Raw genomic sequence first — 24,021 nt, forward strand, 5'->3', positions numbered from 1 at the left:
ACTCTCCTGAGCCAAATGGGGGATGGTAGAGACAGTCAGGGCACCTCGAAGATGAGGCACTATGTCGGTGAGGGAAGACGTGAGCGACAACTCTGTAGTACTGCGGTACGGCGACGGCGAGTACACCTACCCGGTGATCGACAGCACCGTCGGTGACAAGGGCTTCGACATCGGGAAGCTCCGCGCCCAGACCGGTCTGGTGACCCTGGACAGCGGTTACGGGAACACCGCCGCCTATAAATCCGCCATCACCTACCTCGACGGTGAGCAGGGCATCCTCCGGTACCGCGGCTACCCGATCGAGCAGCTGGCCGAGCGCTCCACCTTCCTGGAGGTCGCCTACCTGCTGATCAACGGCGAGCTGCCGACGGTCGACCAGCTGACCGCCTTCAAGAGCGACATCACGCAGCACACGCTGCTGCACGAGGACGTCAAGAACTTCTACCGCGGCTTCCCGCGCGACGCCCACCCGATGGCCATGCTGTCGTCCGTGGTCAGCGCCCTGTCGACGTTCTACCAGGACAGCCACAACCCGTTCGACGAGAAGCAGCGCCACCTCTCGACGATCCGGCTGCTCGCCAAGCTTCCGACGATCGCGGCGTACGCGTACAAGAAGTCGGTCGGCCACCCCTTCGTCTACCCGCGCAACGACCTCGGCTACGTCGAGAACTTCCTGCGCATGACCTTCTCGGTGCCCGCGCAGGACTACGAGCTCGACCCGGTGGTCGTCGCCGCCCTGGACAAGCTGCTGATCCTGCACGCGGACCACGAGCAGAACTGCTCGACCTCCACGGTCCGCCTGGTCGGCTCCTCCCAGGCGAACATGTTCGCGTCGATCTCGGCCGGTATCTCCGCCCTCTGGGGCCCGCTGCACGGCGGCGCCAACCAGTCGGTGCTGGAGATGCTCGAGGGCATCCGCGACTCCGGCAACGACGTCGACACCTTCATCCGCAAGGTGAAGAACAAGGAGGACGGCGTCCGCCTGATGGGCTTCGGCCACCGGGTCTACAAGAACTTCGACCCGCGCGCCAAGATCATCAAGGCCGCCGCGCACGATGTGCTCTCCGCCCTCGGCAAGTCGGACGAGCTCCTCGACATCGCCCTGAAGCTGGAGGAGCACGCGCTCTCCGACGACTACTTCGTCGAGCGCAAGCTCTACCCGAACGTCGACTTCTACACCGGCCTGATCTACCGCGCCATGGGCTTCCCGACCGAGATGTTCACGGTCCTCTTCGCCCTCGGCCGCCTGCCGGGCTGGATCGCCCAGTGGCACGAGATGATCAAGGAGCCGGGCTCCCGTATCGGCCGCCCGCGCCAGATCTACACGGGCGTGGTGGAGCGGGACTTCGTCCCGGTCGAGGAGCGCTGACGCTTTTCTTCTCGCGTATGCAGGGGCCGGTGTATGACACCGGCCCCTGTCGCGTTCGCCCAGCGATCGGGTAACTGACGCAAAATGTCCGACCGAGGGTTCCCTCAGGGCCACCCCGGAGGCGAGTAAGCCACAAAAAATACAGAAGGCGCCCTGCCACGCCGGTCCCCCCACGGGCCGGCGAGCAGGGCGCCTTCCCATGTCCCGGTGCGGATTCCCCCCACGGGATCCGGCCGGGCGTCTGGTGGGCCAGCGCCTGAATCGCTGAGCTGGTCGCAGATCGGATGGGACCCCCTGTCCCGCCCTGCTGCGGTCTGCCGGGGTACGTACGGACGGGAGGGCCGCTCAAAGCTCCCCGGTGCACGTGCCCCGGCAACGCAATCTCCGGGAACGTCCCCCAAGACATCCCCAGATGTCAGTCACGCCCCCCAAGACGCTTCTGACATCGCCAACTTAGACTCACGAACCCCTTCGCTGGTTACGTTCACGCCACTGTGATCTGTGTCTCTTGCATATGTCCTGAAGGTGCGCAAGAGCCCCGATACGTTGATCGAGGGCCCAGCGTAAGGATGGTGCGCGAGCCTTGTGAAGAGCTTATGTGAGGCTGCCGTTGGACTCCAGAGGGACTCCTGCGCCGCCGTCATGAGAATGCCCTCAGACGCAGGCTGTTCGTCACCACGAATACGGACGAAAAGGCCATGGCCGCTCCCGCGATCATCGGGTTCAGCAGTCCGGCGGCGGCGAGCGGCAGCGCCGCCACGTTGTACCCGAAGGCCCAGACCAGATTTCCCTTGATGGTGGAGAGCGTTCTGCGGGACAGCCGGATCGCGTCGGCGGCCACCCTGAGATCGCCGCGCACGAGCGTCAGGTCGCTCGCCTCGATCGCCGCGTCGGTGCCCGTGCCCATGGCGAGCCCCAGGTCGGCTGCGGCCAGCGCGGCGGCGTCGTTGACCCCGTCCCCGACCATGGCCACGCGGCGGCCCTCGCCCTGGAGCCGGCGGACCACGGCCACCTTGTCCTCCGGCAGCACCTCGGCGATCACCTCGTCGATCCCGACGGCATCGGCCACCGCACGGGCCACCCGCTCGTCGTCCCCGGTCAGCAGCACCGGGGTGAGCCCCAGGGCGCGCAGCCGCCGTACGGCCTCCGCGCTGGTCTCCTTGACCGAGTCGGCGACGGTGAGGACGCCGGCCGCGGTCCCGTCGACGGTGACGACGACGGCCGTACGGCCCGCCGCCGCGGCGGCCTCCTCGGCCCGTGCGAGCGCCGCGGGGAGCGGTGCGGGGGCGAGCCGGCCCACCATCACCTCGCGGCCCCCGACCCTGCCCCGTACGCCGCGCCCGGGCACGTTCTCGAACCCCTCGACCGGAGGCAGGGCACCCGTGCGCTCCTCCGCGCCCGCCGCGACGGCCCGGGCGATCGGGTGCTCGGAGGCGTGCTCCAGGGCGCCCGCGAGGCGCAGTACGTCCTTCTCGTCGAAGCCTGCTGAGCCGCCGGAGCCCTTGGCGTCCTCGGCGTCCTGAGCGACGTACACCTCCTGGAGGGTCATCCGGCCGGTGGTGACCGTGCCGGTCTTGTCCAGGACGACCGTGTCGACGCGGCGGGTGGACTCCAGGACCTCGGGGCCCTTGATGAGGATGCCGAGCTGGGCGCCGCGGCCCGTGCCGACCATCAGCGCGGTCGGTGTGGCGAGGCCCAGCGCGCACGGGCAGGCGATGATCAGGACCGCGACGGCCGCGGTGAAGGCGGCGGCGAGGTCCCCGGTGACACCGAGCCGGCCGCCGAACGTGCCGACGGCGATCAGCATGACGACCGGGACGAAGACGGCCGAGACCCGGTCGGCCAGCCGCTGCACCTCGGCCTTGCCGTTCTGCGCCTCCTCGACCAGCCGGGCCATGCGCGCGAGCTGAGTGTCCGCGCCGATCCGGGTGGCCTCGACGACGAGCCGGCCGCCCGCGTTGACGGTGGCGCCCGTGACCGTGTCCCCGGCCGTCACGTCGACCGGCACGGACTCGCCGGTCAGCATGGACGCGTCCACGGCCGAGGAGCCCTCGACGACGACGCCGTCGGTGGCGATCTTCTCGCCGGGCCGTACGACGAACCGGTCGCCGACAGTCAGCTGCGCCACCGGGACACGGACCTCACGGACGCCCGTGTCCCCGTCCCGCAGGACGGCCACGTCCTTGGCGCCGAGTTCGAGGAGCGCTCTGAGGGCCGTACCCGCGCGGCGTTTGGAGCGGGCCTCCAGATAGCGGCCCAGGAGGATGAAGGTGACGACCCCGGCGGCCACCTCCAGGTAGATGGTCGACGAGGCGTCGGTGCGCGAGACGGTGAGGTCGAAGCCGTGCCGCATGCCCGGCATGCCCGCGTGGCCGAGGAACAGCGCCCACAGGGACCAGCCGAAGGCGGCGAGCGTGCCGACCGAGACCAGGGTGTCCATGGTGGCGGCGCCGTGCCGGACATTGGTGAACGCGGCCCGGTGGAACGGGAACCCGCCCCACACCACGACGGGCGCGGCGAGGGTCAGCGACAGCCACTGCCAGTTGTCGAACTGGAGGGCCGGGACCATCGAGAGCAGGACCACCGGCACCGAGAGGAGCGCGGAGACCGTGAGGCGCTCGCGCAGGGCGGCGAGCTCGGGGTCCTCCGTGGTGGCGGGCGCGCCGTCCTCCGGGGCCGGGGGAGCCGGCGGCGGAGGTTCCTCGGCGGTGTAGCCGGTCTTCACCACGGTGGCGATCAGATCGGCGACCTGGACGCCCTCCGGGTACGTGACCCGGGCCTTCTCCGTCGCGTAGTTGACGGTGGCGGTGACGCCGTCCATGCGGTTGAGCTTCTTCTCGACGCGGGCCGCGCAGGAGGCGCAGGTCATCCCGCCGATCGTCAGTTCGACCTGATGGCGGGGCCCGTCCGCGGGCGCCTCCGTGAGAGGGCTGGTCATATCGCTGCTCCGGTGCTCCGGTACTCCTGGGGAACGGGCCGGGCCGTACGGGACCGGCGGTGAGGCCGGCCGGTCCCGTACGGCCCGTGTGCGGGTGGCGTGGCGGACGGCCGGGCGCTCAGGCCCTGCCGACGAGCTCGTAGCCGGCCTCGTCGACGGCGGCGCGCACGGCCTCCTCGTCGAGGGCCGCGGCGGAGACCACGGTGACCTCGCCGGTCGCGGCGACGGCCTTCACGGAGCTGACGCCGGGGAGCTCGGAGATCTCACCGGACACCGCTCCTTCGCAGTGCCCGCAGGTCATGCCGGTCACCTTGTAGACGGTCGTGACGGTGCCCGGGGTGTCGGTCTGGCCGGTCATGGCGTTCTCCTCGTGGAGGGCGTGGGTGTGGTGGTGTGTGGGCGGGAGAGGCCCTGGGGTAACCGGGTTCCCCTCCAACATCTCCAGACTATACCCCTAGGGGGTATAAGCCAAGGAAGGGCCCATGGAGGGTGTCCGCCACGGTGGCCACGGTGACCACCGTGGCGATCGTGGCGATCGAAGCGATCACCGGATCCGTGAGGAAGGCGAGGGCGAGGGCGAATGCGCGCGGTGGTGTTCGAACGGTTCGGGGAGCCGGCCGAGGTGCGGGAGGTCGCCGACCCGGCGCCCCCGGAGCACGGCGTCGTGGTGCGCGTCGAGGCCACGGGGCTGTGCCGCAGCGACTGGCACGCCTGGCAGGGGCACGACCCGGACGTTACGCTGCCGCACGTGCCCGGGCACGAACTGGCCGGAGTGGTGGCCGCGGTGGGGGACCGGGTGGAGCGCTGGCGGCCCGGCGACCGGGTCACGGTGCCCTTCGTCTGCGCCTGCGGCACCTGCCCCTCCTGCGCGGCGGGCGACCAGCAGGTGTGCGAGCGGCAGACGCAGCCCGGGTTCACGCACTGGGGGTCGTTCGCCGAGTACGTCGCCCTGGAGCACGCCGACGTGAACCTGGTGGCCGTGCCGGACGAGCTGTCGTACGGCACGGCGGCCTCGCTGGGCTGCCGGTTCGCCACGGCGTTCCGCGCGGTGGTGACGCAGGGGCGGGTGGCGGCCGGGGAGTGGGTGGCCGTGCACGGCTGTGGCGGGGTCGGGCTGTCCGCGGTGATGATCGCGGCTGCCTCGGGCGCGCGTGTCGTCGCGGTCGACGTCTCGCCCCGCGCCCTGGAGCTGGCGCGGACCTTCGGGGCGGCCGAGTGCGTGGACGCCTCGCGCGTACCGGACACGGCCGCGGCCGTACGGGACCTGACGGGCGGCGGCGCCCAACTCTCCCTGGACGCGCTCGGCTCGCCCGTCACCTGCGCGGCCTCGGTGAACGGCCTGCGCCGCCGGGGCCGCCACGTCCAGGTCGGCCTGCTGCCGTCGGAGACGGGCACCACCCCCGTGCCCATGGCCCGCGCCATAGCCCTGGAACTCGAACTCCTGGGCAGCCACGGCATGGCGGCCCACGCCTACCCGCCGATGCTGGAACTGGTACGGACCGGCGTGCTGCGCCCCGACCTCCTGGTCACCTCCACCATCGGCCTGGACGCGGTCCCGGCCGCGCTGGAGGCGATGGGAACGGCACCCGGGGCGGGCGTCACGGTCATCGAACCGTGGGGCTGACCGGTCGCCCTCGGCGAGGTGACCGGCCGATGGTGTGCCAACGGCCAACGGCCAACGGCCAACGGCCAACAGCCGACGGCCAACAGCCGACGGCCAACGGCCGACGGCACGGGTCCCGTCCCCGTGCCGTCGGCCGCCGGTCAGGTCAATCGGTTCTGCGCCCGCGGTTCCCGGGGCGGGAGGCGACCCAGGCCCGGACGGTGTCCGCGTACCAGAAGGGTCTGCCTCCCTCCACGTGGTCGGGCGGGGGCAGGAGCCCGTGCTTGCGATAGGAGCGCACGGTGTCGGTCTGTACCCGGATGTGGGCGGCGATCTCCTTGTAGGACCAGAGACTGTTGGTCATCAGTGGCACCTCCTCGCGCGCGCCGCGGTGGCGGCCGGGGCCGGCCGTCGGGGGAGCCGGGGCGCTGCGTCGGCGATCACAAAGGCTGTTCCCCTCAACGGCCCACGGTGACCATGGGAAATCCGCTGTGGAGCGGATGTGACCCAAGAGCCACTCAGACGTGACATGCGTGACGAAGGAGTGCTCTTTGTGACACAGGGGGTGAATGGGTGCGGGTGACGTGTGGACGGGGGTGATTGACGCGCGGAGTGGCTACGCCCCGCACGACCTCAGGAACGCCCGGGTGCGCTGCGCGATCGGCAGCGGCCTGTCCGGCTCGCACGGGTACATGTCCTGCTCGACGATCGCGAACAGGTCGACGTCCAGCTGCTGCGCGGCCGCCAGTACGGGCTCCAGCGCCGGGACGCCGGCGGGCGGTTCGCACATCACGCCCTGGGCCACCGCGGGCCCGAAGGGGGTCCCGTCGGCCCGTACCTCCGCGAGGATCTCCGGGTCCACCTGCTTGAGGTGGAGGTAGCCGATGCGTTCCCCGTACGTCTCGATCAGCTTGACGCTGTCGCCGCCGCAGTACGCGTAGTGGCCGGTGTCCAGGCACAGGGAGACGAGGTCGGAGTCGGTGCCGTCCAGGAAGCGGACGACGTTCTCCTCGCTGTCGATGTGGGTGTCCGCGTGCGGATGGACGACGATCCGCAGTCCGTACCGCTCGCGCACCTCGTGGCCCAGCCGCTCGGTCAGTCCGGTGAGGTGCCGCCACTGGGCGGCCGTCAGCGTGTCGGGCTCCAGGACGTCGCCCGTCTTGTCGTCCCGCCAGAAGGAGGGGATGACGACGAGGTGGGAGGCGCCCATCGCCTGGGTGAGCGCGGCGATGTCGGCGACGTGCGCCCAGGTCTCGTCCCAGACGTCCGGGCCGTGGTGCAGGCCGGTGAAGACGGTGCCCGCCGAGACCTTCAGACCGCGCCGCGCCGTCTCCTCGGCCAGCACGGCCGGGTCGGAGGGCAGATAGCCGTACGGGCCCAGTTCGATCCACTCGTAACCGGACGCGGCGACCTCGTCGAGGAAGCGCTGCCAGGGGACCTGCCGCGAATCGTCGGGGAACCACACGCCCCAGGAGTCGGGCGCCGACCCGATCCGGATGCGGGAGAGGGAGGGGGGAGTTGACGAGGGCTGAGGCGACAACGACGTCATGGGCGCCAGCGTGCGGGCGCCCGGGGAAGGGTGTCAAGAGGTGGTCCGAATGTCTGGACAAAATGTTGACAGGGGTCCCGGAGTGCCGCTAGACCGTTGGTGAACGGGACTGCTGTGAGGGCGGGATGACGACGAGACAGCCGGGGACGGCCGGGGCCGGCCGTACGGCTCCGAGGGACTCCGGGACCACCGTCGAGCCCTCGCGGTACGCCCGCGGCGGCACCCGCACGCCTGTACGGTGCCCATCGATCGCCTCCGGCGCGGGAGGCCGCTTCGCCCTGGCAGGAGCGAACCGCGAGCGACGACTCCCCGCCCGCTGCGGCCCCGCGCCGGAGGTCCACGCCCTGGGCGGCCGGGGCCCGGCACCCTCACATGTGTCTACGCGAGGACGGGAACGGCAGACACTCTGTCGGGCGCGCCGCCCCCGCGGGCCTGGTGGGATGGTCCCCATGGCCGGGACGCGGCCCGCGCGCCCGCTGCCGCACCACCGCCACGACCGGCACCACCGCTGCGACCGGCACGACCGGCACCTTTCCCCGCGCCGCCATCTGCGAAGGAGTTCTCGGGCATGACGAAGACCGTCAACCACTGGATCGGCGGCAAGGCCGTCGAGGGCGCGTCGGGCACGTACGGGCCGGTCACCGACCCGGCGACCGGCGCGGTGACCACCCGCGTCGCCTTCGCCTCCGTGGACGAGGTGGACGCGGCCGTGGCGGCGGCCAAGGAGGCGTACCGGACCTGGCGCACCTCCTCGCTGGCCCAGCGCACGTCGGTCCTCTTCCGGTTCCGCGCCCTGCTCGACGCGCACCGCGACGAGATCGCCGCGCTGATCACCGCCGAGCACGGCAAGGTCCACTCGGACGCGCTCGGTGAGGTCGCGCGCGGCCTGGAGATCGTCGACCTGGCGTGCGGGATCAGCGTGCAGCTGAAGGGCGAGCTGTCCACGCAGGTGGCGAACCGCGTGGACGTGGCCGCGATCCGGCAGCCGCTGGGTGTCGTCGCGGGCATCACCCCGTTCAACTTCCCGGCCATGGTGCCGATGTGGATGTTCCCGATCGCCATCGCGTGCGGCAACACGTTCGTGCTGAAGCCGAGCGAGAAGGACCCGTCGGCCTCCGTCCGCCTCGCCGAACTCCTCGCGGAGGCGGGCCTGCCGGACGGCGTCTTCAACGTCGTGCACGGCGACAAGGCGGCCGTGGACCGGCTGCTGGAGCACCCGGACGTGGCGGCCGTCTCCTTCGTGGGCTCCACCCCGATCGCCCGCCACATCCACACCACCGCGTCCGCGAACGGCAAGCGCGTCCAGGCCCTCGGCGGCGCCAAGAACCACATGCTGGTCCTCCCGGACGCCGACCTCGACGCGGCGGCGGACGCGGCGGTGTCGGCGGCCTACGGGTCGGCGGGCGAGCGCTGCATGGCGATCTCGGCGGTCGTCGCGGTCGGTTCGATCGGCGACGAGCTGGTCGCCAAGATCCGCGAGCGCGCCGAGAAGATCAGGATCGGACCGGGCGACGACCCCGCCTCCGAGATGGGCCCGCTCATCACCGCGGCCCACCGCGACAAGGTGGCGTCGTACGTGAGCGGCGCGGCGGCGGAGGGCGCCGAGGTCGTCCTGGACGGCACCGGCTTCACGGTCGAGGGCTACGAGGACGGCCACTGGATCGGCATCTCGCTGCTCGACAAGGTGCCCACCACGGCGAAGGCGTACCAGGACGAGATCTTCGGCCCGGTGCTGTGCGTGCTGCGCGTGGACACGTACGAGGAGGGCGTGGACCTCATCAACGCCTCACCGTTCGGCAACGGCACCGCGATCTTCACCCGGGACGGCGGCGCCGCCCGCCGCTTCCAGCTGGAGGTGGAGGCCGGCATGGTCGGCGTGAACGTGCCGATCCCGGTCCCCGTCGGCTACCACTCCTTCGGCGGCTGGAAGGACTCCCTCTTCGGCGACCACCACATCTACGGCAACGACGGCACGCACTTCTACACCCGCGGCAAGGTCGTCACCACCCGCTGGCCCGACCCGTCGGAGGCCCCGGCGGGCGTCGACCTGGGCTTCCCGCGCAACCACTGACGCGGCGGTCGGCCCCCTACTTCTCGAGGAAGTCGAGCAGGTCCCGGTTGAACCGCTCCTTGTCACCCGGGACCATCGCGATGCCGTGGGAGCCGCCCTCGTAGACCTTCAGCTCGGCGTCCCGGACGATCCCGGCCGACTTGCGCCCGGTGGCGTCGATGGGCACGACCTGGTCGTCGTCGCCGTGCACGACCAGCGTCGGCACGTCGAACTTCCGCAGGTCCTCGGTGAAGTCGGTGTACCCGAACGCGTCCACGCAGGCGACACCGCCCTGGATGGTCTGCGCCATGGCCATGTACCAGAAGGCGTCCTTGTTGCCCTGGGTGACCTTGTTGCCGGGCCGGTTCGCGGAGAAGAAGCCCTCCGCGGTGTCCTTCCAGAACTGCGAGCGCTCGTGCAGGATGCCGGCCTTGATCTGGTCGAGGACCTCGCCCGGCACACCCTCCGGGTTCGTGTCGCTCTTCGCCATGATCGGGGGGACGGCGGACAGGAGGACCGCGGAACGGATCCGTCCGGTGCCGTGGCGGCCGATGTGGCGGGCGAGCTCGCCACCGCCCATGGAGTGGGCGACCAGCGTGACATCTGTCAGTTCCAGGTGCGTGAGAAGGTCTTCGAGGTCGTCGGCGAAGGTGTCGAAGTCGTAGCCGTCCCAGACGGGGGTGGAACGGCCGTGCCCGCGGCGGTCGTGGGCGATACCGCGGTATCCCGCGTCGGCCACCGCCTTGAGCTGGTCGTGCCAGGCGTCGCCGTTGAGCGGCCAGCCGTGGATGAACACCACGGGACGGCCCTGTCCCCAGTCCTTGAAGAAGATCTCGACGCCGTCACGAGTCGTGCAGACAGGCATGGCCAACCTCTCTCGGATGCAGGCGCGCCGGAGGCGGCCAGCGCGGATCACGTCGGCAGCGGGTGCCGCAGACGCTCCCAACCCAGAACAAAATCCTCCCCGAACCGGGCCGTAGCGCAATTCCTGACCGCGTCCGGACACACCCCCGGCCCGCCGCCACGTACCACGGCTGCGGTACGTGCCGGCCTTGCCGTACCTCTGCGGGAGGTGCGGCAGTTCAGCCCCTGGGCGCACTGGCTGTCGGTGGGGGCCCGTACCGTTGACGCATGGATCTTCGACTGTCCGGACTGCGGGACCGGCTGCGGCTGCGGGGGCCCTGGCGTCTGCCGGCCGCCGTGGCCGCGGTGGCCGTGCTCGCCGGCGCCGGCACGTGGACGGCCGTCGCCTCCGACGACCCGCCCCCGGTGCACCGCGCCGACCGGGTCGTGGCCGTGAGAGACGGGGTACGCCTGGACACGTCCTACTTCACCTCCGGCGCCTCCGGCCGCCGCCCGGCCGTCCTGCTGGCGCACGGCTTCGGCGGCAGCAAGGCCGACGTACGGGAGCAGGCGGAGAGTCTGGCGAGAGACGGGTACGCGGTCCTGACGTGGTCGGCACGCGGCTTCGGCGAGTCGACCGGGAAGATCGGGCTCAACGACCCGGAGGGCGAGGTCGCCGACGTCACCCGGCTCATCGACTGGCTGGCCGAGCGCCCCGAGGTCGAGCTCGACAAGAGCGGCGACCCGCGCGTGGGCGTCGCCGGTGCCTCGTACGGCGGGGCGATCGCCCTGCTGGCCGCCGGGCACGACCGGCGGGTGGACGCCATCGCGCCGGCGATCACGTACTGGGACCTGGCGGACGCCCTGTTCCCGAACGGCGTGTTCAAGAAGCTGTGGGCCGGTTACTTCATCAACAGCGGCGGCGGCTGCGACGCGTTCGAGGCACGGCTCTGCGCGATGTACGAGCGGGTCGCCGCGTCCGGGACGCCGGACGCCGAGGCGGTGAAGCTGCTCCAGGAGCGCAGCCCCTCCGCCGTCGGCGACCGCATCGAGGTGCCCACGCTCCTGATGCAGGGACAGACCGACTCCCTCTTCCCGCTGGGCCAGGCGGACGCCGCGGCCGAGGCGATCCGCGCCAACGGCGCCCCCGTGGACGTCGACTGGATCGCGGGCGGCCACGACGGCGGCGACATGGAGGCCGACCGGGTTCAGGCCCGGACGACGGCATGGTTCGACCGCTACCTCAAGGACGACGAGGGCACCGGCACCGGGCCCGCCTTCCGTGTCTCGCGCGAGGCCGGCCGGGCCGACAGCGACGGCACCGTGCCGCTGACCGGCGTGGACGCGGACACGTACCCCGGTCTGGGCGACGGGATGCGCCCGGTCGCCCTGACCGGCCGCGAGCGGACGCAGACCTTCGACAACCCCGCCGGAGGCAACCCGCCCTCCATCTCGGGCCTGCCGGGGGTCGGCGGCACCGGCGGCCTCTCCCAGCTCTCCTCGCTGGGCCTCAGCCTCTCCCTCGACTTCCCGGGCCAGTACGCCGCGTTCGAGTCGGCGCCGGTCGCGGAGGACCTCCAGATCACCGGCTCGCCGACGGTGACGGTCCATGTGAGGTCGACCGGTGACGACGCCGTGCTCTTCGCGAAGGTCTACGACGTCGGGCCGGACGGTGCCCAGCCGGTGCTGCCGGCGCAGCTGGTCGAGCCCGTCAGGGTGCGGGGCGCCAAGGCCGGCAAGGACGTGACGATCACCCTCCCGGCGATCGACCACGAGGTGGACGACGGCCACCGGCTGCGGCTGGTCCTCTCCTCCACCGACCTCGGCTACGCCTCCCCGGCCGCCCCGGCCAAGTACACGGTCTCCCTGAAGGGCGACCTGCGGGTGCCGTCGCCCCTGGGCGAGGACACGGCGGACGCACCGCTGCCCTCGTGGGTCTGGTGGCTGCCGCCGGCCGGTGCCCTGGTGGCCCTCGGACTGCTGCTGACGGGCCGCCGCCGCACCGTCGCGCCCGCCCCCGACCCGGCGCTGGCGGACGTTCCGCTCCAGATCACCGGGCTGAGCAAGCGGTACGCGAAGTCCACGGACCGGTACGCGGTCAAGGACCTCTCCTTCCGCGTGGAACGGGGTCAGGTGCTGGGCCTGCTCGGCCCGAACGGCGCGGGCAAGACGACGACCCTGCGCATGCTGATGGGCCTCATCAAGCCGGACGACGGGGAGATCCACGTCTTCGGCCACGCGATCCGGCCCGGAGCCCCCGTGCTGTCCCGGGTGGGCGCCTTCGTGGAGGGCGCGGGCTTCCTGCCCCACCTCTCGGGCCGCGCGAACCTTGAGCTGTACTGGCAGGCCACGGGCCGACCGCCCGAGGACGCCCACCTGGACGAGGCGCTGGAGATCGCGGGCCTCGGCGACGCCCTGTCCCGCGCGGTCCGCACCTACTCCCAGGGCATGCGCCAGCGCCTCGCCATCGCCCAGGCCATGCTCGGCCTGCCCGACCTCCTCATCCTGGACGAGCCGACCAACGGCCTCGACCCGCCCCAGATCCGTGAGATGCGCGAGGTGATGATCCGTTACGCGGCCGGCGGGCGCACGGTCATCGTCTCCAGCCACCTCCTGTCCGAGGTCGAGCAGTCCTGCACACACCTGGTGGTCATGGAGCGCGGCCGACTGGTCCGGGCCGGAGCCGTGCACGAGATCACCGGCGCGGGCGACGCCCTGCTCGTCGGCCTGGCCGCCGGCATCGCGGACCCGGTGGTGGAGAAGGTGGCGGCCCTGCCGGGCGTCGCGTCGGCGGAACGGACGGAGGGCGGCCTGCTGGTACGGCTGGCACCGGGCGAGGACGGCCACCGGGCGGCCGCCGACGGCGCGGTCACCGACGGCGCCGTCACCGGCACCGAGGCGCCGCACTCGGCCGCCGCCGCCCGGCTCCTCGTCGACCTCGTACGGCTGGAGATCCCCGTCGCGTCCCTCGGCCCCCACCGCCGCCTGGAGGACGCCTTCCTCACGCTGATCGGAGGTTCCGGATGAGCACGCTCGCCGAGTCGCACGAGGTGGCCTCCGGCTACCGGGCGGGCCGCACCCTGCCGGTGCGCGTCGAACTCGTACGGCAGCTGAAGCGGCGGCGCACGCTCGTCATGTTCGGGATCCTGGCCGCGCTGCCGGTCGTCCTCCTCGTCGCCTTCCAGGTCGGGGGCGAACCCGGCCAGGGCAACAACCGCATGAACCTCATGGACACGGCCACGGCGTCGGGGGCGAACTTCGCGGCGGTGAACCTGTTCGCCTCCGCGGGCTTCCTCCTCGTCATCCCCGTCGCGCTGTTCTGCGGGGACACGGTCGCCTCCGAGGCGAACTGGTCGTCGCTGCGCTATCTGCTCGCGGCGCCCGTGCCCCGCGCCCGCCTGCTGTGGTCCAAGCTCGTCGTCGCGCTCGGCCTCAGCCTGGCCGCGCTCGTGCTGCTGCCGGTCGTCGCCCTGGCCGTCGGCACCGCGGCGTACGGCTGGGGCCCGCTGCAACTCCCCGTCGGCGGCACGCTGCCCACCGGCACGGCCGCGCAGCGCCTCGTGATCGTCGTGGCGTACATCTTCGTGTCCCAGCTGGTCACCGCGGGCCTCGCGTTCTGGCTCTCCACCAAGACGGACGCACCGCTGGGCGCGGTCGGCGGCGCGGTGGGCCTGACCATCATCGGAAACGTCCTCGACGAGGTGACAGCCCTCGGCGACTGGCGCGACTTCGTTCCCGCGCACTGGCAGTACGCCTGGACCGACGCCGTCCAGCCGCAACTGGAATGGGACGGGATGATCCAGGGCGCGGCCGTCTCCACGACGTACGCGCTGGTGCTGTTCGCCCTGGCCTTCCGTCATTTCGCCGGCAAGGACGTCGTGTCCTAGGGCGATGGACGGACGGGGGAGCATCGCCCACCCCATTGAATTTTTCTTACTTACCGGTAAGTTGACTCCCGCGTAAGCACAGTGAAGCGCAGCCGAGCACCTACGGCAGCACGCCAGCAGAGCCGCGACCGGGAGCCGTCATGGGCGTACGCAAGGATCTGAAGCAGGCGAGACAGCGTGGTGACCTGGCGGACCGCGTCGACGTCGAGGTCGTCAGGGACCCGCACGGCACCGTCCGCGAGGCCCGCACCCCGGCCCTCGCCCCGGCACCGGCGGCCGGCAGCATCGCCGACCTGCCCTTCACCAACGCGGCCGAAGCCCCCGCCGCCGTGGTCCTGCGCCGCCACCGGGGCGGCGCCTGGCAGCCCGTCACGGCGGCCGCCTTCGCCCGCGAGGTCACCGACACCGCCAAGGGCCTGATCGCGGCCGGCCTGGAACCGGGCGGCCGCGTCGCGGTGATGTCCCGCACCCGTTACGAGTGGGCCCTGCTCGACTTCGCCGTCTGGGCGGCGGGCGGCGAGACCGTCCCCGTGTACCCGACGTCCTCACCCGGGCAGATCGAATGGATCGTCCGGGACTCGGGGGCCCGCTTCGTGTTCGCGGAGACCCCGCAGAACGCGGCGGCCGTCCGCACCGGGACGGCCGGGCACGCCGAACCGCCGCGCGTCTGGCAGCTGGACGGCGGGGACGGCGAAGACGGCGGGGACGGCGAAGACGGCGGGGACGGCGAAGACGGCGGGGACGGCGAAGACGGCGGGAACGGTGAGGGCGGCGGGGACGGTGAGGACGGTGGGAGCGGCGGCAAGGGAGCCGACGGCGACGCGCTGTCCGCGCTCGCCGCCCTGGGCCGGGACGTCCCGGACGAGGAGGTCGCCAAGCGCCGCGGTGCCCTCACCCCCGACTCCGTCGCGACCGTCTGCTACACCTCCGGCACCACCGGCCGGCCGAAGGGCTGTGTGCTCACCCACGCCAACCTGCACGCGGAGGCCGCCAACACGGTAGAGCTCCTCCACCCCGTGTTCCAGGAGGTCACCGGCCAGGCCGCCTCGACCCTGCTCTTCCTGCCGCTCGCGCACATCCTCGGCCGGACGATCCAGATAGCCTGCCTGATGGCCCGCATCGAGCTGGGCCACTGGCCGAGCATCAAACCGGCCGAACTGCGGCCCGCGCTCAAGGAGTTCCGGCCCACCTTCCTCGTCGGCGTTCCGTACCTCTTCGAGAAGATCCACGCCACCGGCCGCGCCACCGCCGAGCGCCTCGGCCGCGGTGCCTCCTTCGACCGCGCGCACCGGATCGCGGTCCGCTTCGGGCACGCCCATCTGGAGCGGTTCCTGGGCCGGGGCAAGGGCCCGGGCGCCCGGCTGTACGCCGCGTGGGCCCTGTACGACCTGCTGGTCTACCGCCGGGTCCGCAAGGAGCTCGGCGGCCGCACCCGCTACGCGATCAGCGGCGGCTCCCCGCTCGACCGCGACCTCAACCTCTTCTTCTACGCGGCCGGAATCATGATCTACGAGGGGTACGGCCTCACGGAGACCACCGCGGCCGCCACCGTCGTCCCGCCCCTGGGTCCCCGCCCGGGCACCGTCGGCCGGCCTGTGCCGGGCACCGCGGTCCGTATCGCCGACGACGGTGAGGTGCTGGTCAAGGGAGGCATCGTCTTCGGCGCCTACTGGAACGACCCGCGGGCCACGGACGCCGCCCTCACCGACGGCTGGTTCGCCACCGGAGACCTGGGCTCCCTCGACGAGGACGGCTACCTCACCATCACCGGCCGCAAGAAGGACATCCTCGTCACCTCGGGCGGCAAGAACGTTTCGCCGGCCGTCCTGGAGGACCGGCTGCGAAGCCGCCCGCCCGTGGGCCAGTGCGTCGTCGTCGGCGACAACCGCCCCTACGTCGCCGCCCTGATCACCCTCGACCCGGAGGACGTCGCCCACTGGCTGCACGTACGCGGCCTGCCCGCCGGTACGCCGCTCGCGGAGCTGGTGAACGACGACCGCCTGCGGGCCGACGTCCAGAAGGCCGTGGACTTCGCCAACGAGGTGGTCTCCCGCGCCGAGTCCATCCGTGCGTTCCGCCTGGTGGAGGGCGAGTTCACGGAGGAGAACGGGCTTCTCACACCGTCCCTGAAGGTCAAGCGACAGGCGGTGGCGGAGGCGTACGCGGCCGAGATCGAGGCACTGTACGGGGGCTGAGCACCGGGCCGGTCCTGACGTGCCGGGCACGGCGGAGCGGGCCGCCGGGTGACCGGGCGGCCCGCTCCGTCATGTGCCGGTATGCCTGGATCAGTGGTTGTTCTCGGCCTCGTAGGCGAGGATGCCCAGGTCGCTCAAGGCATTCGACAGCGCGCCGTCGCGGTGCGCCGACGTGGAGTTCTCGGTGCACGACATGTCGTCGTCGCTGGCGAGGAGCGGGAGATCCTGGAGCACACCCACGTCCGTGACCGCGATGCACGGCTTGTTGAACGAGCCCTGAATAAGCGCGATCTGTGGACTCATGTTGCCGTACGTGCTGGAGTTGCCGAAAGCCTGCATCGCGGCGTTGCCGCTCCCGCTGGCCGGTCCCATGTCGTAGTCGACCGCCATCGCCTGCGGAGCCGCGGCGGCAGAGGCCCCTACGACGGAGGCGGCCAGGGCCGCCGTGGCCATAACCTTCTTGATCATCGACCAGTCCTTTCTGAAAGAAACCCCGTCACCGGATCGCTCTGATCAACTGAACGGGGGCAACCTAGTTTCTTCCGTTCACCCGGTTGGCCGATGGAGCAATTCTTCCCCGTCGGTCGGGAACGGCCATTCCCACGCGTTCCCGGTGTGGTGCGGGCCGATTGGGTGAACCCCCGCAACCAATCATGAAGCGCCGGGTTGATGAGGCCGTAGGACATGCGTCGCTACGAGGAAAGGAACGCGAAGTGCTCAAGAAGGCAATGGTCGCCGCAGCGGCCGCCGCTTCTGTCATCGGTATGTCGGTGGCGGCGGCCCCCCAGGCGCTTGCCATCAGCGACGACTCCGGCCCGGCATCGGCCAGCGGCAACGGCGCCGCGACGTCGTTCGGCAACTCGGTGACCAAGGGCGAGATGAGTCCTCAGCTGTCGCTGATCCAGGGAACGCTGAACAAGCCGTGCGTGGGTCTGCAGGACATCGGCGTCCTCATCCAGGACATCCCGATCATCTCCACCGACGACGACATGCAGTGCACCGAGAACACCACGTCGGCGCACCGCGACGCTGCACTGTCGGAGGTCCTGGCGGACCTGGACATCCTGTCGTCGAGCCACGAGAACGACTGAGAGGCGCCGGAGCGGTCCGGGCGGTCCGTCGTTGTCGTGCGGCCCGCCCGGGCTCTTCCGTAGTGGTGCCCGGTCGTGCGGCCGGCACCTCGAAACAGTGGCGCTGTCGCGCACCGGCTCGGTGCTCCCGAGGTGAGCGAGGGAAACCGCGCTCACCTCGGGGCGACGCGTCGATCGAGTGTGGTACGCGGCATTCGAGTGAATCGCCCCGCGTCACACGTTCCGTAGTTTCTTGATTTGTCTATTCCTCGTTTACAGGCTGCAGGTCATGGTGCGAGTTATCCAGCTGGGCTCGCTCGGTTCGGCCGTCATCGAGGCATGACCGCTAAGAAGGGAAAAGACGAGATGCTCAGGAAGAGCGTTACTGTCGCCGCCGGTGCGATCATGGCCATGGGCGTGGCCGCCCCGGCCGTCGCGGACGCGGGCACCCAGGGTGTCGCCACCGAATCCCCCGGTGTCGTCTCCGGCAACGTCGTCGAGGTTCCCGTGCATGTTCCCGTCAACCTGTGCGGCAACACCATCGACATCATCGGGCTGCTCAATCCCGCGTTCGGCAACAAGTGCGTCAACGACTGATGTAGCGCAGCAGCCGACCGGCTGTGTCATGGCCGGCCTTGGACCCTCAGCACGGGTCCCGAGGCCGGCCTTTCCCGCTTCCTCCCACTTCTTCGACCAGGAAGACCACAAGAGTGCGACAGACCCTCAACAAGGGAGTGGTCGCGGCGGCGGCCGCGACGAGCATCCTGTCCCTGTACGGCAGCCCGGCTGCCGCGGACTCGGGCGCCAACGGGATTGCCGAGGGCTCACCCGGCGTTCTCACCGGCAACACCGCGCAGCTGCCGGTGGACCTCCCGGTGAACGCGTGCGGCAACACCGTCGATGTCATCGCGCTGCTGAACCCGGCGTTCGGCAGTAAGTGCGTCAATGGGGTGGCGGACCATGCGGCGCACCACGGGCCGGGCCGCACGAAGGGGCGTGAAGCACCGCCGGGGGAGCAGGACGAGAAGCCTCCGAAGAAGCACGGCACAACCTCGAAGGATCACGAGAGGGACTCGAAGGACCACGAAAGGGACTCGAAGGACCACGAGGCGCCGCCGAAGGAGCACGGGACCCCGTCGGACGGACACGACGGGAAATCTCCGAACAGTGAGGCTGCTCAGCCGCCCGGTCCCGGACATGACGAGTCGCCGAGGAAGGACGGGGACGCCCCGCCGAGGGATCCGAGGGATCCGAGGGATCCGAGGGATCCGGGGAAGCCGAGGGATCCGAGGGATCACGGGGATGCGCCGGGTGGTTACGGTCACGACGAGACGCCCGGCGATGATGACCGGACGCCTGGCGGGGACGCTGACGCCCCGCCCCATGACCCGCCCCATGACCCGCCCCGCGACCCGTCGGACGAAGACTCCCGCACCCCGCCGCCGGGCGAGCCGCCCCACGACCCGCCGGCGTCCTCGCCGGCGCCGCCTCCGGGCGCCACGCCGGAAACCCTGCCAGGAACCGCGTCCGATCTGCCGCCGACCCTGGCGGAGACCGGCGGTGAGGGGCTGTTCGCGGCCTCGGCCGTCAGTGCCGCGCTGATCGCGGGCGGAGCCCTTCTGTACCGACGGAGCCGGGCCGTCTCCGGCCGGTGACCTTCCGGGTGCCGGACGACCCCCGCGTCCGGCACCCGGTGAACTCACACGACCACCACCAGCGGGTCGCTGCGTCAGCAGCGGCCCGCTTCTCCGTTGCCGGACGTCGGTGGATGCCGCCGGGCAGGCCGCCGCCCATCCGTGATCACCCACGCGGGCGATCGGACCACCCGAAGGCCGGAGTTCCGGTTGGTGGGTGAGCGCTTCATATGACTGGGTGTCGGTACGGGACGTCGAAGAGGAGCACTCATGGCCCCACAGCAGCAGCGGCCCCAAAAGGCACGACAGGCGTACATCGCGGCCTGCGTCGTCGCGTCGCTCGCCCTCGCCACGGGACCCGGATACGCCGTGGGGTCCGCGGCATCGCAGGTGGACGGCCCTGCGGCTCCGTCACCGGGCCTCGCGGCACCGGCCCCGGCACCGACCGCGCCCATGGCCCCGTCCCCGCCCACAGCGCCGTCCGCTCCGACCGCACCCATGGTGTCGGCAGCCCCCGCCCGGCCCGTGGCGCCGACCCCGCCGCCGGCCCCCTCCCCGCCCGTGCCCCCGTCCCCGTCCCCGCCCCCCGTGTCTGTCATGCCGTCCGCGCCGTCGTACCCCGCCTCCCGGTTCCCGGCGTTCGGTGCCTACCTCGACTACGGCCCCCAGGGGGTGTCCCGGATCTCCGAGCTCGGCGCGTGGCTGGCCGGTGCCGAACCGAGCGTCGCGCACACCTATCTGCCCGGCGACCGGTGGAGCAACATCGAGGGCCCGCCGGGCTTCCTCGACCCGTGGACCGAGTGGCGGCAGGAGCGCGACGACCGGATGTTCGTCCTCAACGTGCCGATGCTGGAGCGCAACGAGGAGGGCCTTTCCGACCACGAGGTCCGCGAACTGCTGCGGCGCGGCGCCGCCGGCGAGTTCGACCACCACTTCCGCGAGCTCGCCGGGCGGCTGGTCGGCCTCGGGGCGCCCGACACCGTACTCGTGCTCGGCTGGGAGATGAACGGCACCACGTACACCCACCGCTGCGGACCGGACCCGGAGAACTGGAAGAAGTACTGGAACCGGATCGTCACCGCCATGCGGTCGGTGCCGGGCCAGGAGTTCAAGTTCGACTGGGCTCCGAGCCGCGGCCGGGACGCCGTTCCGTGGACCGAGTGCTACCCGGGGGACGACACGGTCGACATCATCGGCATGGACGCCTACGACCAGCCGCACGGGCTGCCCTTCGGGGAACAGGTCGAGGAGCCGTACGGGCTCCAGGCGCACGTGGACTTCGCGAAGGCCCACGGCAAGCCGGTCTCGTACCCGGAGTGGGGACTGTTCCGCAACGGGGACAACACGGAGTACATGAAGGGCATGCTCGCCTGGATGGACGAGCACAAGCCGCTGTACAACACCCTCACCGACTACTGCCCGCACGGAGTGTGGCAGTGCTCGGCGAACCCGAAGGCGTCCGAGATCTACTGGTCCACGCTCGCCGGCCGCACCGGCACCCCGCCGGAGCCGTCCCCTTCCTCGTCATCCCCGACGACTCCTGCCCCGATGACTCCTGCCCCGACGACTCCAGTCCCGACAACTCCTGCGGCGACTCCTGTCCCCGCGACGTCCGTCCCCACCACGCCGGTGCGCCAGGCGCAGTGCTCGCCACTGGAGATGGGCGACTGGATGGAGTACTGGCTCGGCGAGAAGCTCTGCCTGCGCTTCGACTGGTTGCCGCCCGCTCAGTGACGCGGGCCGAACGGGGGCCGTTCGGCCGCGGCCGGTGTCACCGCCGCAGCAGCCTCTTGCCCAGGCCGAGCAGGGCCGTGCCGCACACGACCGCCGACAGCAGTGGTGCCGTGCGCCGCCGGGCGAGCAGGATCCGCTGGTTGACCACGGTGTCCGGACGCCAGCGGTACTTGTACGGCTCGGCCCCGCGCAGCAGGCTCAGCACCTCGTGCCCGCCGCCGCCCAGCTGTCCGGCGGAGGCGTGCAGCAGCATGGTGGCCACGTCCGCCTTGCGCTCCCGCAGCCGCGGATGGGCGCCGTACAGATAGCCGCCCGCCACCCGTCGAGACAACAGGGTGACATCGACCGCCACCACCTCCCCGTCCAGCCGGAACTCGGTGACCAGGGCCTCACCGGAGCACACCATCGGGACCACCGAGCGGACCAGGTGCGCGAGGAAGCGCGGGCGGAGGTGCTCGCCGGTCACCCCGCGGCCCTGCCACTGGAGGCGGTGCAGGTCCAGCATGGTCCGCAGGGCCGTCTCGACCTCCTCCGGCCGCCGTACGGAACGGTGCTCGACACCCAGGTCCGCCAGCTTGCGGATCTTGGCCCGTACCCGCTGGGCCCGCGCCCGCGGCAGCCGTTCGAGCAGCTTCTCCAACGGCCGCGCGGGCAGCTCCAGACACACCGAGTCGGCCACCCTCCGGCGCGGTCCCCGCCACCGCTCGTACACCCGTTCCACCGCTGCGCCCGGCCGCACCTCGCGGAAGTCGATCAGCGCGGTACGGGCGGCGGCCGCCAGACCCTCGGTGAGTGCCGTGGTCGCGCGTTCCGTGTGCCCGTCGTCGATCAGCACGTCCGCGTAGTCGGAGACCGTGCCGCCCAGCGGTACGAGCGCGGGCAGCGGACCCCGTACGAGCATCAGCGGAGCGACCGCGAGAAGTTCGTCTCCCTCTCCGCGGACCAGCACCAGCCGCAGGCCGCCGCGCCGGCCGTACGACAGCCACCACGAGTGCAGCCAGGCGTGGCTCTGGAACGGCGTGGCCGCGCCGCATCGTCGGTACAGGCGGTCCCAGGGCGCGGTGAGGCGGGCGAACTCCTCGTCCGACGTGCAGAGTTCGGCCCGCGGTGTGCCGCGTTCCCGCGCCCGGACGGGCAGCGGCGTGCCGGTCACGGTTGCGCGTGCACGTCGACGGCGGGGGCCGGGACCGGTACCCGAGCCGGTGCCGGGGCGTCGTCGTGCGCGGTGCCGCGCGGGCGCACCAGCAGGAGCAGTCCGCCGAGCAGCCCGCCCGCGCTGGCACCGACGAGGCCCGTCACGGCGGGCGGGGCCGACGACGCCTCGGTCGGTGCGGTGGCCCGCGCGAACCGCGTCAGCCTGACGTGCGTGGCCTGTCCGGCGTCCGCGGCGTGCCGGGTCAGGGCGCGGGAGACGGCGTTGGCCATGTCGGCGGCTAGGCCGGGGCGCGTGGAGGTGGCCGAGACGGCGACCATCGGGGCGTCCGGCGAGGTCGCCGTGCGCACGTTCGCCCGCAGGATCCGCACCGGTACTCCGGCCCGTGTCCGGGCGTCCGCGAGGATCGCCGGCTGGGTCGCCACCCGCCCGTACGCCTGCGCGAAGCCCAGCGCGGACTGCGGGTCCGACTCCCCGTCGGGTACGGCGACCACATAGCTCGTGGCCGTGTACGTGGGTGGCGTGACCATGCCGTACACGCCGCCGGCCAGACCGCCGAGCAGGAGCCCGGCCGCGAGCGCCGAGCGGCGTGACCGGCTTCTGAGGCGGATGAATCCAGTTGGTCCAGTGGGTCCAATAGTTCCGATGGGTCCAGTAGTTCCGGTGGGTCCGGTGGGTCCGGTGGTGGTGGGGTGCGGGGCATGGGAGGCGTTCGTGGGGGCCATGTCGGTCATGCGGAGGGAACTCCCAGGTGGGGGCCGATGGGCGGCGTACTCGTCACGGCGGCCGTGTACACCTCCATGAGCTGGGCGGCGCTGCGGGTGATGCAGTAGTGGTGGGCCGCGGCGGACACGGCGCGGGAGCGGTTCCCCTCGGCGCGGACCGCCGGCAGGGCGCGGACGAAGGAGTCCGCGGTGCCCTGCACCCGCCGGACGTCGGCCGCCGTGCCGGGCGGCAGGTCCTCGATCGCGGGACAGGACACGTACAGCACGGGCAGCCCCGCCGCCAGGGCCTCCACGACGGCCAGCCCGAAGGCCTCCTCGGCGCTCGGCGAGGTGAGGACGTCCATGGCGTGCAGCAGGGACGGCAGATCGGCGCCCGGGCAGCCCGAGGCGGGTCGCTCCCCGGTGAACAGCACCCGGTCGGCGACCCCGGCCCGCTGGGCCGTGCGGCGCAGCACGTTCTCCTCCGCGCCGCCGCCGACCAGCAGCAGCCAGAAGTCGTCCGGCAGCTGTGCCAGCGCGCGGACGACGACGTCGAAACGCTTGCCCGCCGTGAGCCGGCCGACGCCCCCGACGACGTACGCCCCCTCGGGCAGCCCGAGCCGGGTGCGGGTGCGGGCGCGCAGTGCCGGATCGAAGCGGTAGCGGGCGAGGTCGATGCCGTTCGGGACGACCTCGATACGCGGCGCGGGCACGCCCCAGTGGCGCAGGCGTGCGGCCACCGTGGGGGAGACGGCGACCGTGGCGCTGCCCAGCCGCTCACTGGCGAGGTAGAGCGCGCGGACGCCGGGGGACAGTCTGCGGCCCTCCAGCTGCGAGTCGCCGAGGGAGTGCTCGGTGGCGACGACCGCGCGGACCCCGGCCAGGCGCGCGGCGATCCGGCCGTACACGCAGGCCCGGTACAGATGGGTGTGGACGAGGTCGTAGCCGCCCGTGCGGATCAGCCGCACCAGCCGGGGCAGGACCGCGAGGTCGCGGTTGTGACCCATGCCGAGGTGGACGACGCGCACACCGTCGTCGGCCAGTCCCTCGGCGACCGGGCCGGGCTCGGTGAGCGTCACCACGTCGCACTCGACGGGCAGATGCTGCAGCAGCAGCCGCAACTGCTGCTCCGCGCCGCCGACGCCGAGGCCGGTGATGATGTGCAGGACTTTCGCCGGGATGGTCGGGGTGGTCGGGATCGTGGGGATCGTCGGGGGCACTGGGGGCGTCAAGGGCATTGGGGGAGTTAGGGGAGTCGGGGAAGTCGGAGGTGTCGGGGGTGTCGGGGGTGT

At 71.8% G+C, this 24,021-nt stretch carries 19 protein-coding genes and 1 pseudogene; 11 read left to right on the plus strand and 9 right to left on the minus strand.

The genetic code is table 11. From position 1 onward, the window contains the following. Window positions 1-79 precede the first annotated feature (79 nt). Window positions 80-1,369, plus strand: coding sequence for a citrate synthase (locus IE242_RS20540; RefSeq protein ID WP_189861382.1), 1,290 nt, complete (start codon window positions 80-82; stop codon window positions 1,367-1,369). Window positions 1,370-2,009: 640 nt separating this feature from the next. Here the strand turns inward: IE242_RS20540 and IE242_RS20545 are convergent. Both IE242_RS20545 and IE242_RS20550 read right to left on the minus strand, forming a co-directional pair. Continuing rightward, the gene (locus tag IE242_RS20545; RefSeq protein WP_189861384.1) at window positions 2,010-4,307 is read right to left on the minus strand and encodes a heavy metal translocating P-type ATPase; all 2,298 of its coding nucleotides are present in this window, start codon (window positions 4,305-4,307) and stop codon (window positions 2,010-2,012) included. A gap of 118 nt (window positions 4,308-4,425) precedes the next feature. After that, a complete protein-coding gene (locus IE242_RS20550; protein ID WP_189861385.1) occupies window positions 4,426-4,665 on the minus strand; it encodes a heavy-metal-associated domain-containing protein in 240 nt (79 codons plus the stop codon). 222 nt (window positions 4,666-4,887) lie between these two features. Between IE242_RS20550 and IE242_RS20555 the strand changes: the two genes are divergently transcribed. Beyond that, window positions 4,888-5,931 (plus strand): zinc-dependent alcohol dehydrogenase family protein, encoded by a 1,044-nt coding sequence (locus tag IE242_RS20555; protein ID WP_189861387.1) that lies wholly within the window; start codon window positions 4,888-4,890, stop codon window positions 5,929-5,931. A 145-nt stretch (window positions 5,932-6,076) separates the two neighbouring features. On the opposite strand, the gene IE242_RS20560 is transcribed toward IE242_RS20555, so the two are convergent. Continuing rightward, window positions 6,077-6,274, minus strand: a complete 198-nt coding sequence (locus tag IE242_RS20560; RefSeq protein ID WP_189861389.1) for a helix-turn-helix transcriptional regulator — start codon at window positions 6,272-6,274, stop codon at window positions 6,077-6,079. A gap of 252 nt (window positions 6,275-6,526) precedes the next feature. Then, window positions 6,527-7,459, minus strand: a complete 933-nt coding sequence (locus tag IE242_RS20565; RefSeq protein WP_189861391.1) for a sugar phosphate isomerase/epimerase family protein — start codon at window positions 7,457-7,459, stop codon at window positions 6,527-6,529. Window positions 7,460-7,707: 248 nt separating this feature from the next. Here IE242_RS20565 and IE242_RS37820 point away from each other — a divergent pair. Together IE242_RS37820 and mmsA are read left to right on the plus strand one after the other, a co-directional pair. Next, window positions 7,708-7,807 (plus strand): annotated as a pseudogene (locus IE242_RS37820) (5-deoxy-glucuronate isomerase); the annotation flags it as partial. Between the two features lie 220 nt (window positions 7,808-8,027). Further along, window positions 8,028-9,530, plus strand: coding sequence for a CoA-acylating methylmalonate-semialdehyde dehydrogenase (mmsA, locus tag IE242_RS20570; protein WP_189861399.1), 1,503 nt, complete (start codon window positions 8,028-8,030; stop codon window positions 9,528-9,530). 16 nt (window positions 9,531-9,546) lie between these two features. Here mmsA and IE242_RS20575 read toward each other — a convergent pair whose 3' ends face one another. Further along, window positions 9,547-10,374, minus strand: coding sequence for an alpha/beta fold hydrolase (locus IE242_RS20575; RefSeq protein WP_189861401.1), 828 nt, complete (start codon window positions 10,372-10,374; stop codon window positions 9,547-9,549). Between the two features lie 266 nt (window positions 10,375-10,640). Between IE242_RS20575 and IE242_RS20580 the strand changes: the two genes are divergently transcribed. The 3 genes from IE242_RS20580 to IE242_RS20590 all read left to right on the plus strand — a co-directional run bounded on the left by IE242_RS20580 (window position 10,641) and on the right by IE242_RS20590 (window position 16,434). After that, window positions 10,641-13,379 (plus strand): CocE/NonD family hydrolase, encoded by a 2,739-nt coding sequence (locus IE242_RS20580; RefSeq protein ID WP_189861403.1) that lies wholly within the window; start codon window positions 10,641-10,643, stop codon window positions 13,377-13,379. Further along, window positions 13,376-14,239, plus strand: a complete 864-nt coding sequence (locus IE242_RS20585; RefSeq protein WP_189861405.1) for an ABC transporter permease — start codon at window positions 13,376-13,378, stop codon at window positions 14,237-14,239. Before IE242_RS20580 ends, IE242_RS20585 begins: the two co-directional genes overlap by 4 nt. Window positions 14,240-14,379: 140 nt before the next feature. After that, on the plus strand, window positions 14,380-16,434 hold the full coding sequence (locus tag IE242_RS20590; protein ID WP_189861407.1) for an AMP-dependent synthetase/ligase: 2,055 nt from the start codon (window positions 14,380-14,382) through the stop codon (window positions 16,432-16,434). Window positions 16,435-16,524: 90 nt separating this feature from the next. On the opposite strand, the gene IE242_RS20595 is transcribed toward IE242_RS20590, so the two are convergent. After that, on the minus strand, window positions 16,525-16,902 hold the full coding sequence (locus tag IE242_RS20595; RefSeq protein WP_189861409.1) for a rodlin: 378 nt from the start codon (window positions 16,900-16,902) through the stop codon (window positions 16,525-16,527). Window positions 16,903-17,147: 245 nt separating this feature from the next. On the opposite strand from IE242_RS20595, the gene IE242_RS20600 reads away from it, so the two are divergent. The 4 genes from IE242_RS20600 (at window position 17,148) to IE242_RS20615 (ending at window position 20,872) form a co-directional block, all read left to right on the plus strand. Then, window positions 17,148-17,525 (plus strand): rodlin, encoded by a 378-nt coding sequence (locus tag IE242_RS20600; protein WP_189861797.1) that lies wholly within the window; start codon window positions 17,148-17,150, stop codon window positions 17,523-17,525. A gap of 318 nt (window positions 17,526-17,843) precedes the next feature. Beyond that, window positions 17,844-18,101 (plus strand): chaplin, encoded by a 258-nt coding sequence (locus IE242_RS20605; protein ID WP_189861411.1) that lies wholly within the window; start codon window positions 17,844-17,846, stop codon window positions 18,099-18,101. 113 nt (window positions 18,102-18,214) lie between these two features. Then, entirely contained in the window at window positions 18,215-19,159 is a 945-nt protein-coding gene (locus IE242_RS38770; RefSeq protein WP_189861412.1) for a chaplin, read from the plus strand. Between the two features lie 249 nt (window positions 19,160-19,408). Continuing rightward, a complete protein-coding gene (locus tag IE242_RS20615) occupies window positions 19,409-20,872 on the plus strand; it encodes a glycoside hydrolase family 26 protein (protein WP_189861414.1) in 1,464 nt (487 codons plus the stop codon). Window positions 20,873-20,909: 37 nt separating this feature from the next. Here IE242_RS20615 and IE242_RS20620 read toward each other — a convergent pair whose 3' ends face one another. Genes IE242_RS20620 through IE242_RS20630 form a run of 3 tightly spaced genes read right to left on the minus strand, consistent with a single transcriptional unit; the run spans window position 20,910 to window position 23,949 of the window. Next, a complete protein-coding gene (locus tag IE242_RS20620; RefSeq protein WP_189861416.1) occupies window positions 20,910-22,025 on the minus strand; it encodes a GNAT family N-acetyltransferase in 1,116 nt (371 codons plus the stop codon). Then, a complete protein-coding gene (locus IE242_RS20625; protein WP_308436770.1) occupies window positions 22,022-22,759 on the minus strand; it encodes a YveK family protein in 738 nt (245 codons plus the stop codon). Before IE242_RS20625 ends, IE242_RS20620 begins: the two co-directional genes overlap by 4 nt. Beyond that, window positions 22,756-23,949 carry a glycosyltransferase gene (locus tag IE242_RS20630; protein WP_229859185.1) on the minus strand — a complete coding sequence of 398 codons (1,194 nt, stop codon included), beginning with the start codon at window positions 23,947-23,949 and terminating at the stop codon, window positions 22,756-22,758. The genes IE242_RS20625 and IE242_RS20630 overlap by 4 nt, the downstream gene beginning before the upstream one ends. Between the last annotated feature and the right edge of the window lie 72 nt (window positions 23,950-24,021).

The organism is Streptomyces poonensis, from assembly GCF_014650915.1.
Classification (GTDB): Bacteria; Actinomycetota; Actinomycetes; order Streptomycetales; family Streptomycetaceae; genus Streptomyces; species Streptomyces poonensis.

Coding starts and splice junctions, on each gene's coding strand:
- IE242_RS20545 (WP_189861384.1), bottom strand. CDS start 4,307: ATGACCAGCCCTCTCACGGAGGCGCCCGCGGACGGGCCCCGCCATCAG.
- IE242_RS20550 (WP_189861385.1), bottom strand. CDS start 4,665: ATGACCGGCCAGACCGACACCCCGGGCACCGTCACGACCGTCTACAAG.
- IE242_RS20555 (WP_189861387.1), top strand. CDS start 4,888: ATGCGCGCGGTGGTGTTCGAACGGTTCGGGGAGCCGGCCGAGGTGCGG.
- IE242_RS20560 (WP_189861389.1), bottom strand. CDS start 6,274: ATGACCAACAGTCTCTGGTCCTACAAGGAGATCGCCGCCCACATCCGG.
- IE242_RS20565 (WP_189861391.1), bottom strand. CDS start 7,459: ATGACGTCGTTGTCGCCTCAGCCCTCGTCAACTCCCCCCTCCCTCTCC.
- mmsA (WP_189861399.1), top strand. CDS start 8,028: ATGACGAAGACCGTCAACCACTGGATCGGCGGCAAGGCCGTCGAGGGC.
- IE242_RS20575 (WP_189861401.1), bottom strand. CDS start 10,374: ATGCCTGTCTGCACGACTCGTGACGGCGTCGAGATCTTCTTCAAGGAC.
- IE242_RS20580 (WP_189861403.1), top strand. CDS start 10,641: ATGGATCTTCGACTGTCCGGACTGCGGGACCGGCTGCGGCTGCGGGGG.
- IE242_RS20585 (WP_189861405.1), top strand. CDS start 13,376: ATGAGCACGCTCGCCGAGTCGCACGAGGTGGCCTCCGGCTACCGGGCG.
- IE242_RS20590 (WP_189861407.1), top strand. CDS start 14,380: ATGGGCGTACGCAAGGATCTGAAGCAGGCGAGACAGCGTGGTGACCTG.
- IE242_RS20595 (WP_189861409.1), bottom strand. CDS start 16,902: ATGATCAAGAAGGTTATGGCCACGGCGGCCCTGGCCGCCTCCGTCGTA.
- IE242_RS20605 (WP_189861411.1), top strand. CDS start 17,844: ATGACCGCTAAGAAGGGAAAAGACGAGATGCTCAGGAAGAGCGTTACT.
- IE242_RS20615 (WP_189861414.1), top strand. CDS start 19,409: ATGGCCCCACAGCAGCAGCGGCCCCAAAAGGCACGACAGGCGTACATC.
- IE242_RS20625 (WP_308436770.1), bottom strand. CDS start 22,759: ATGACCGACATGGCCCCCACGAACGCCTCCCATGCCCCGCACCCCACC.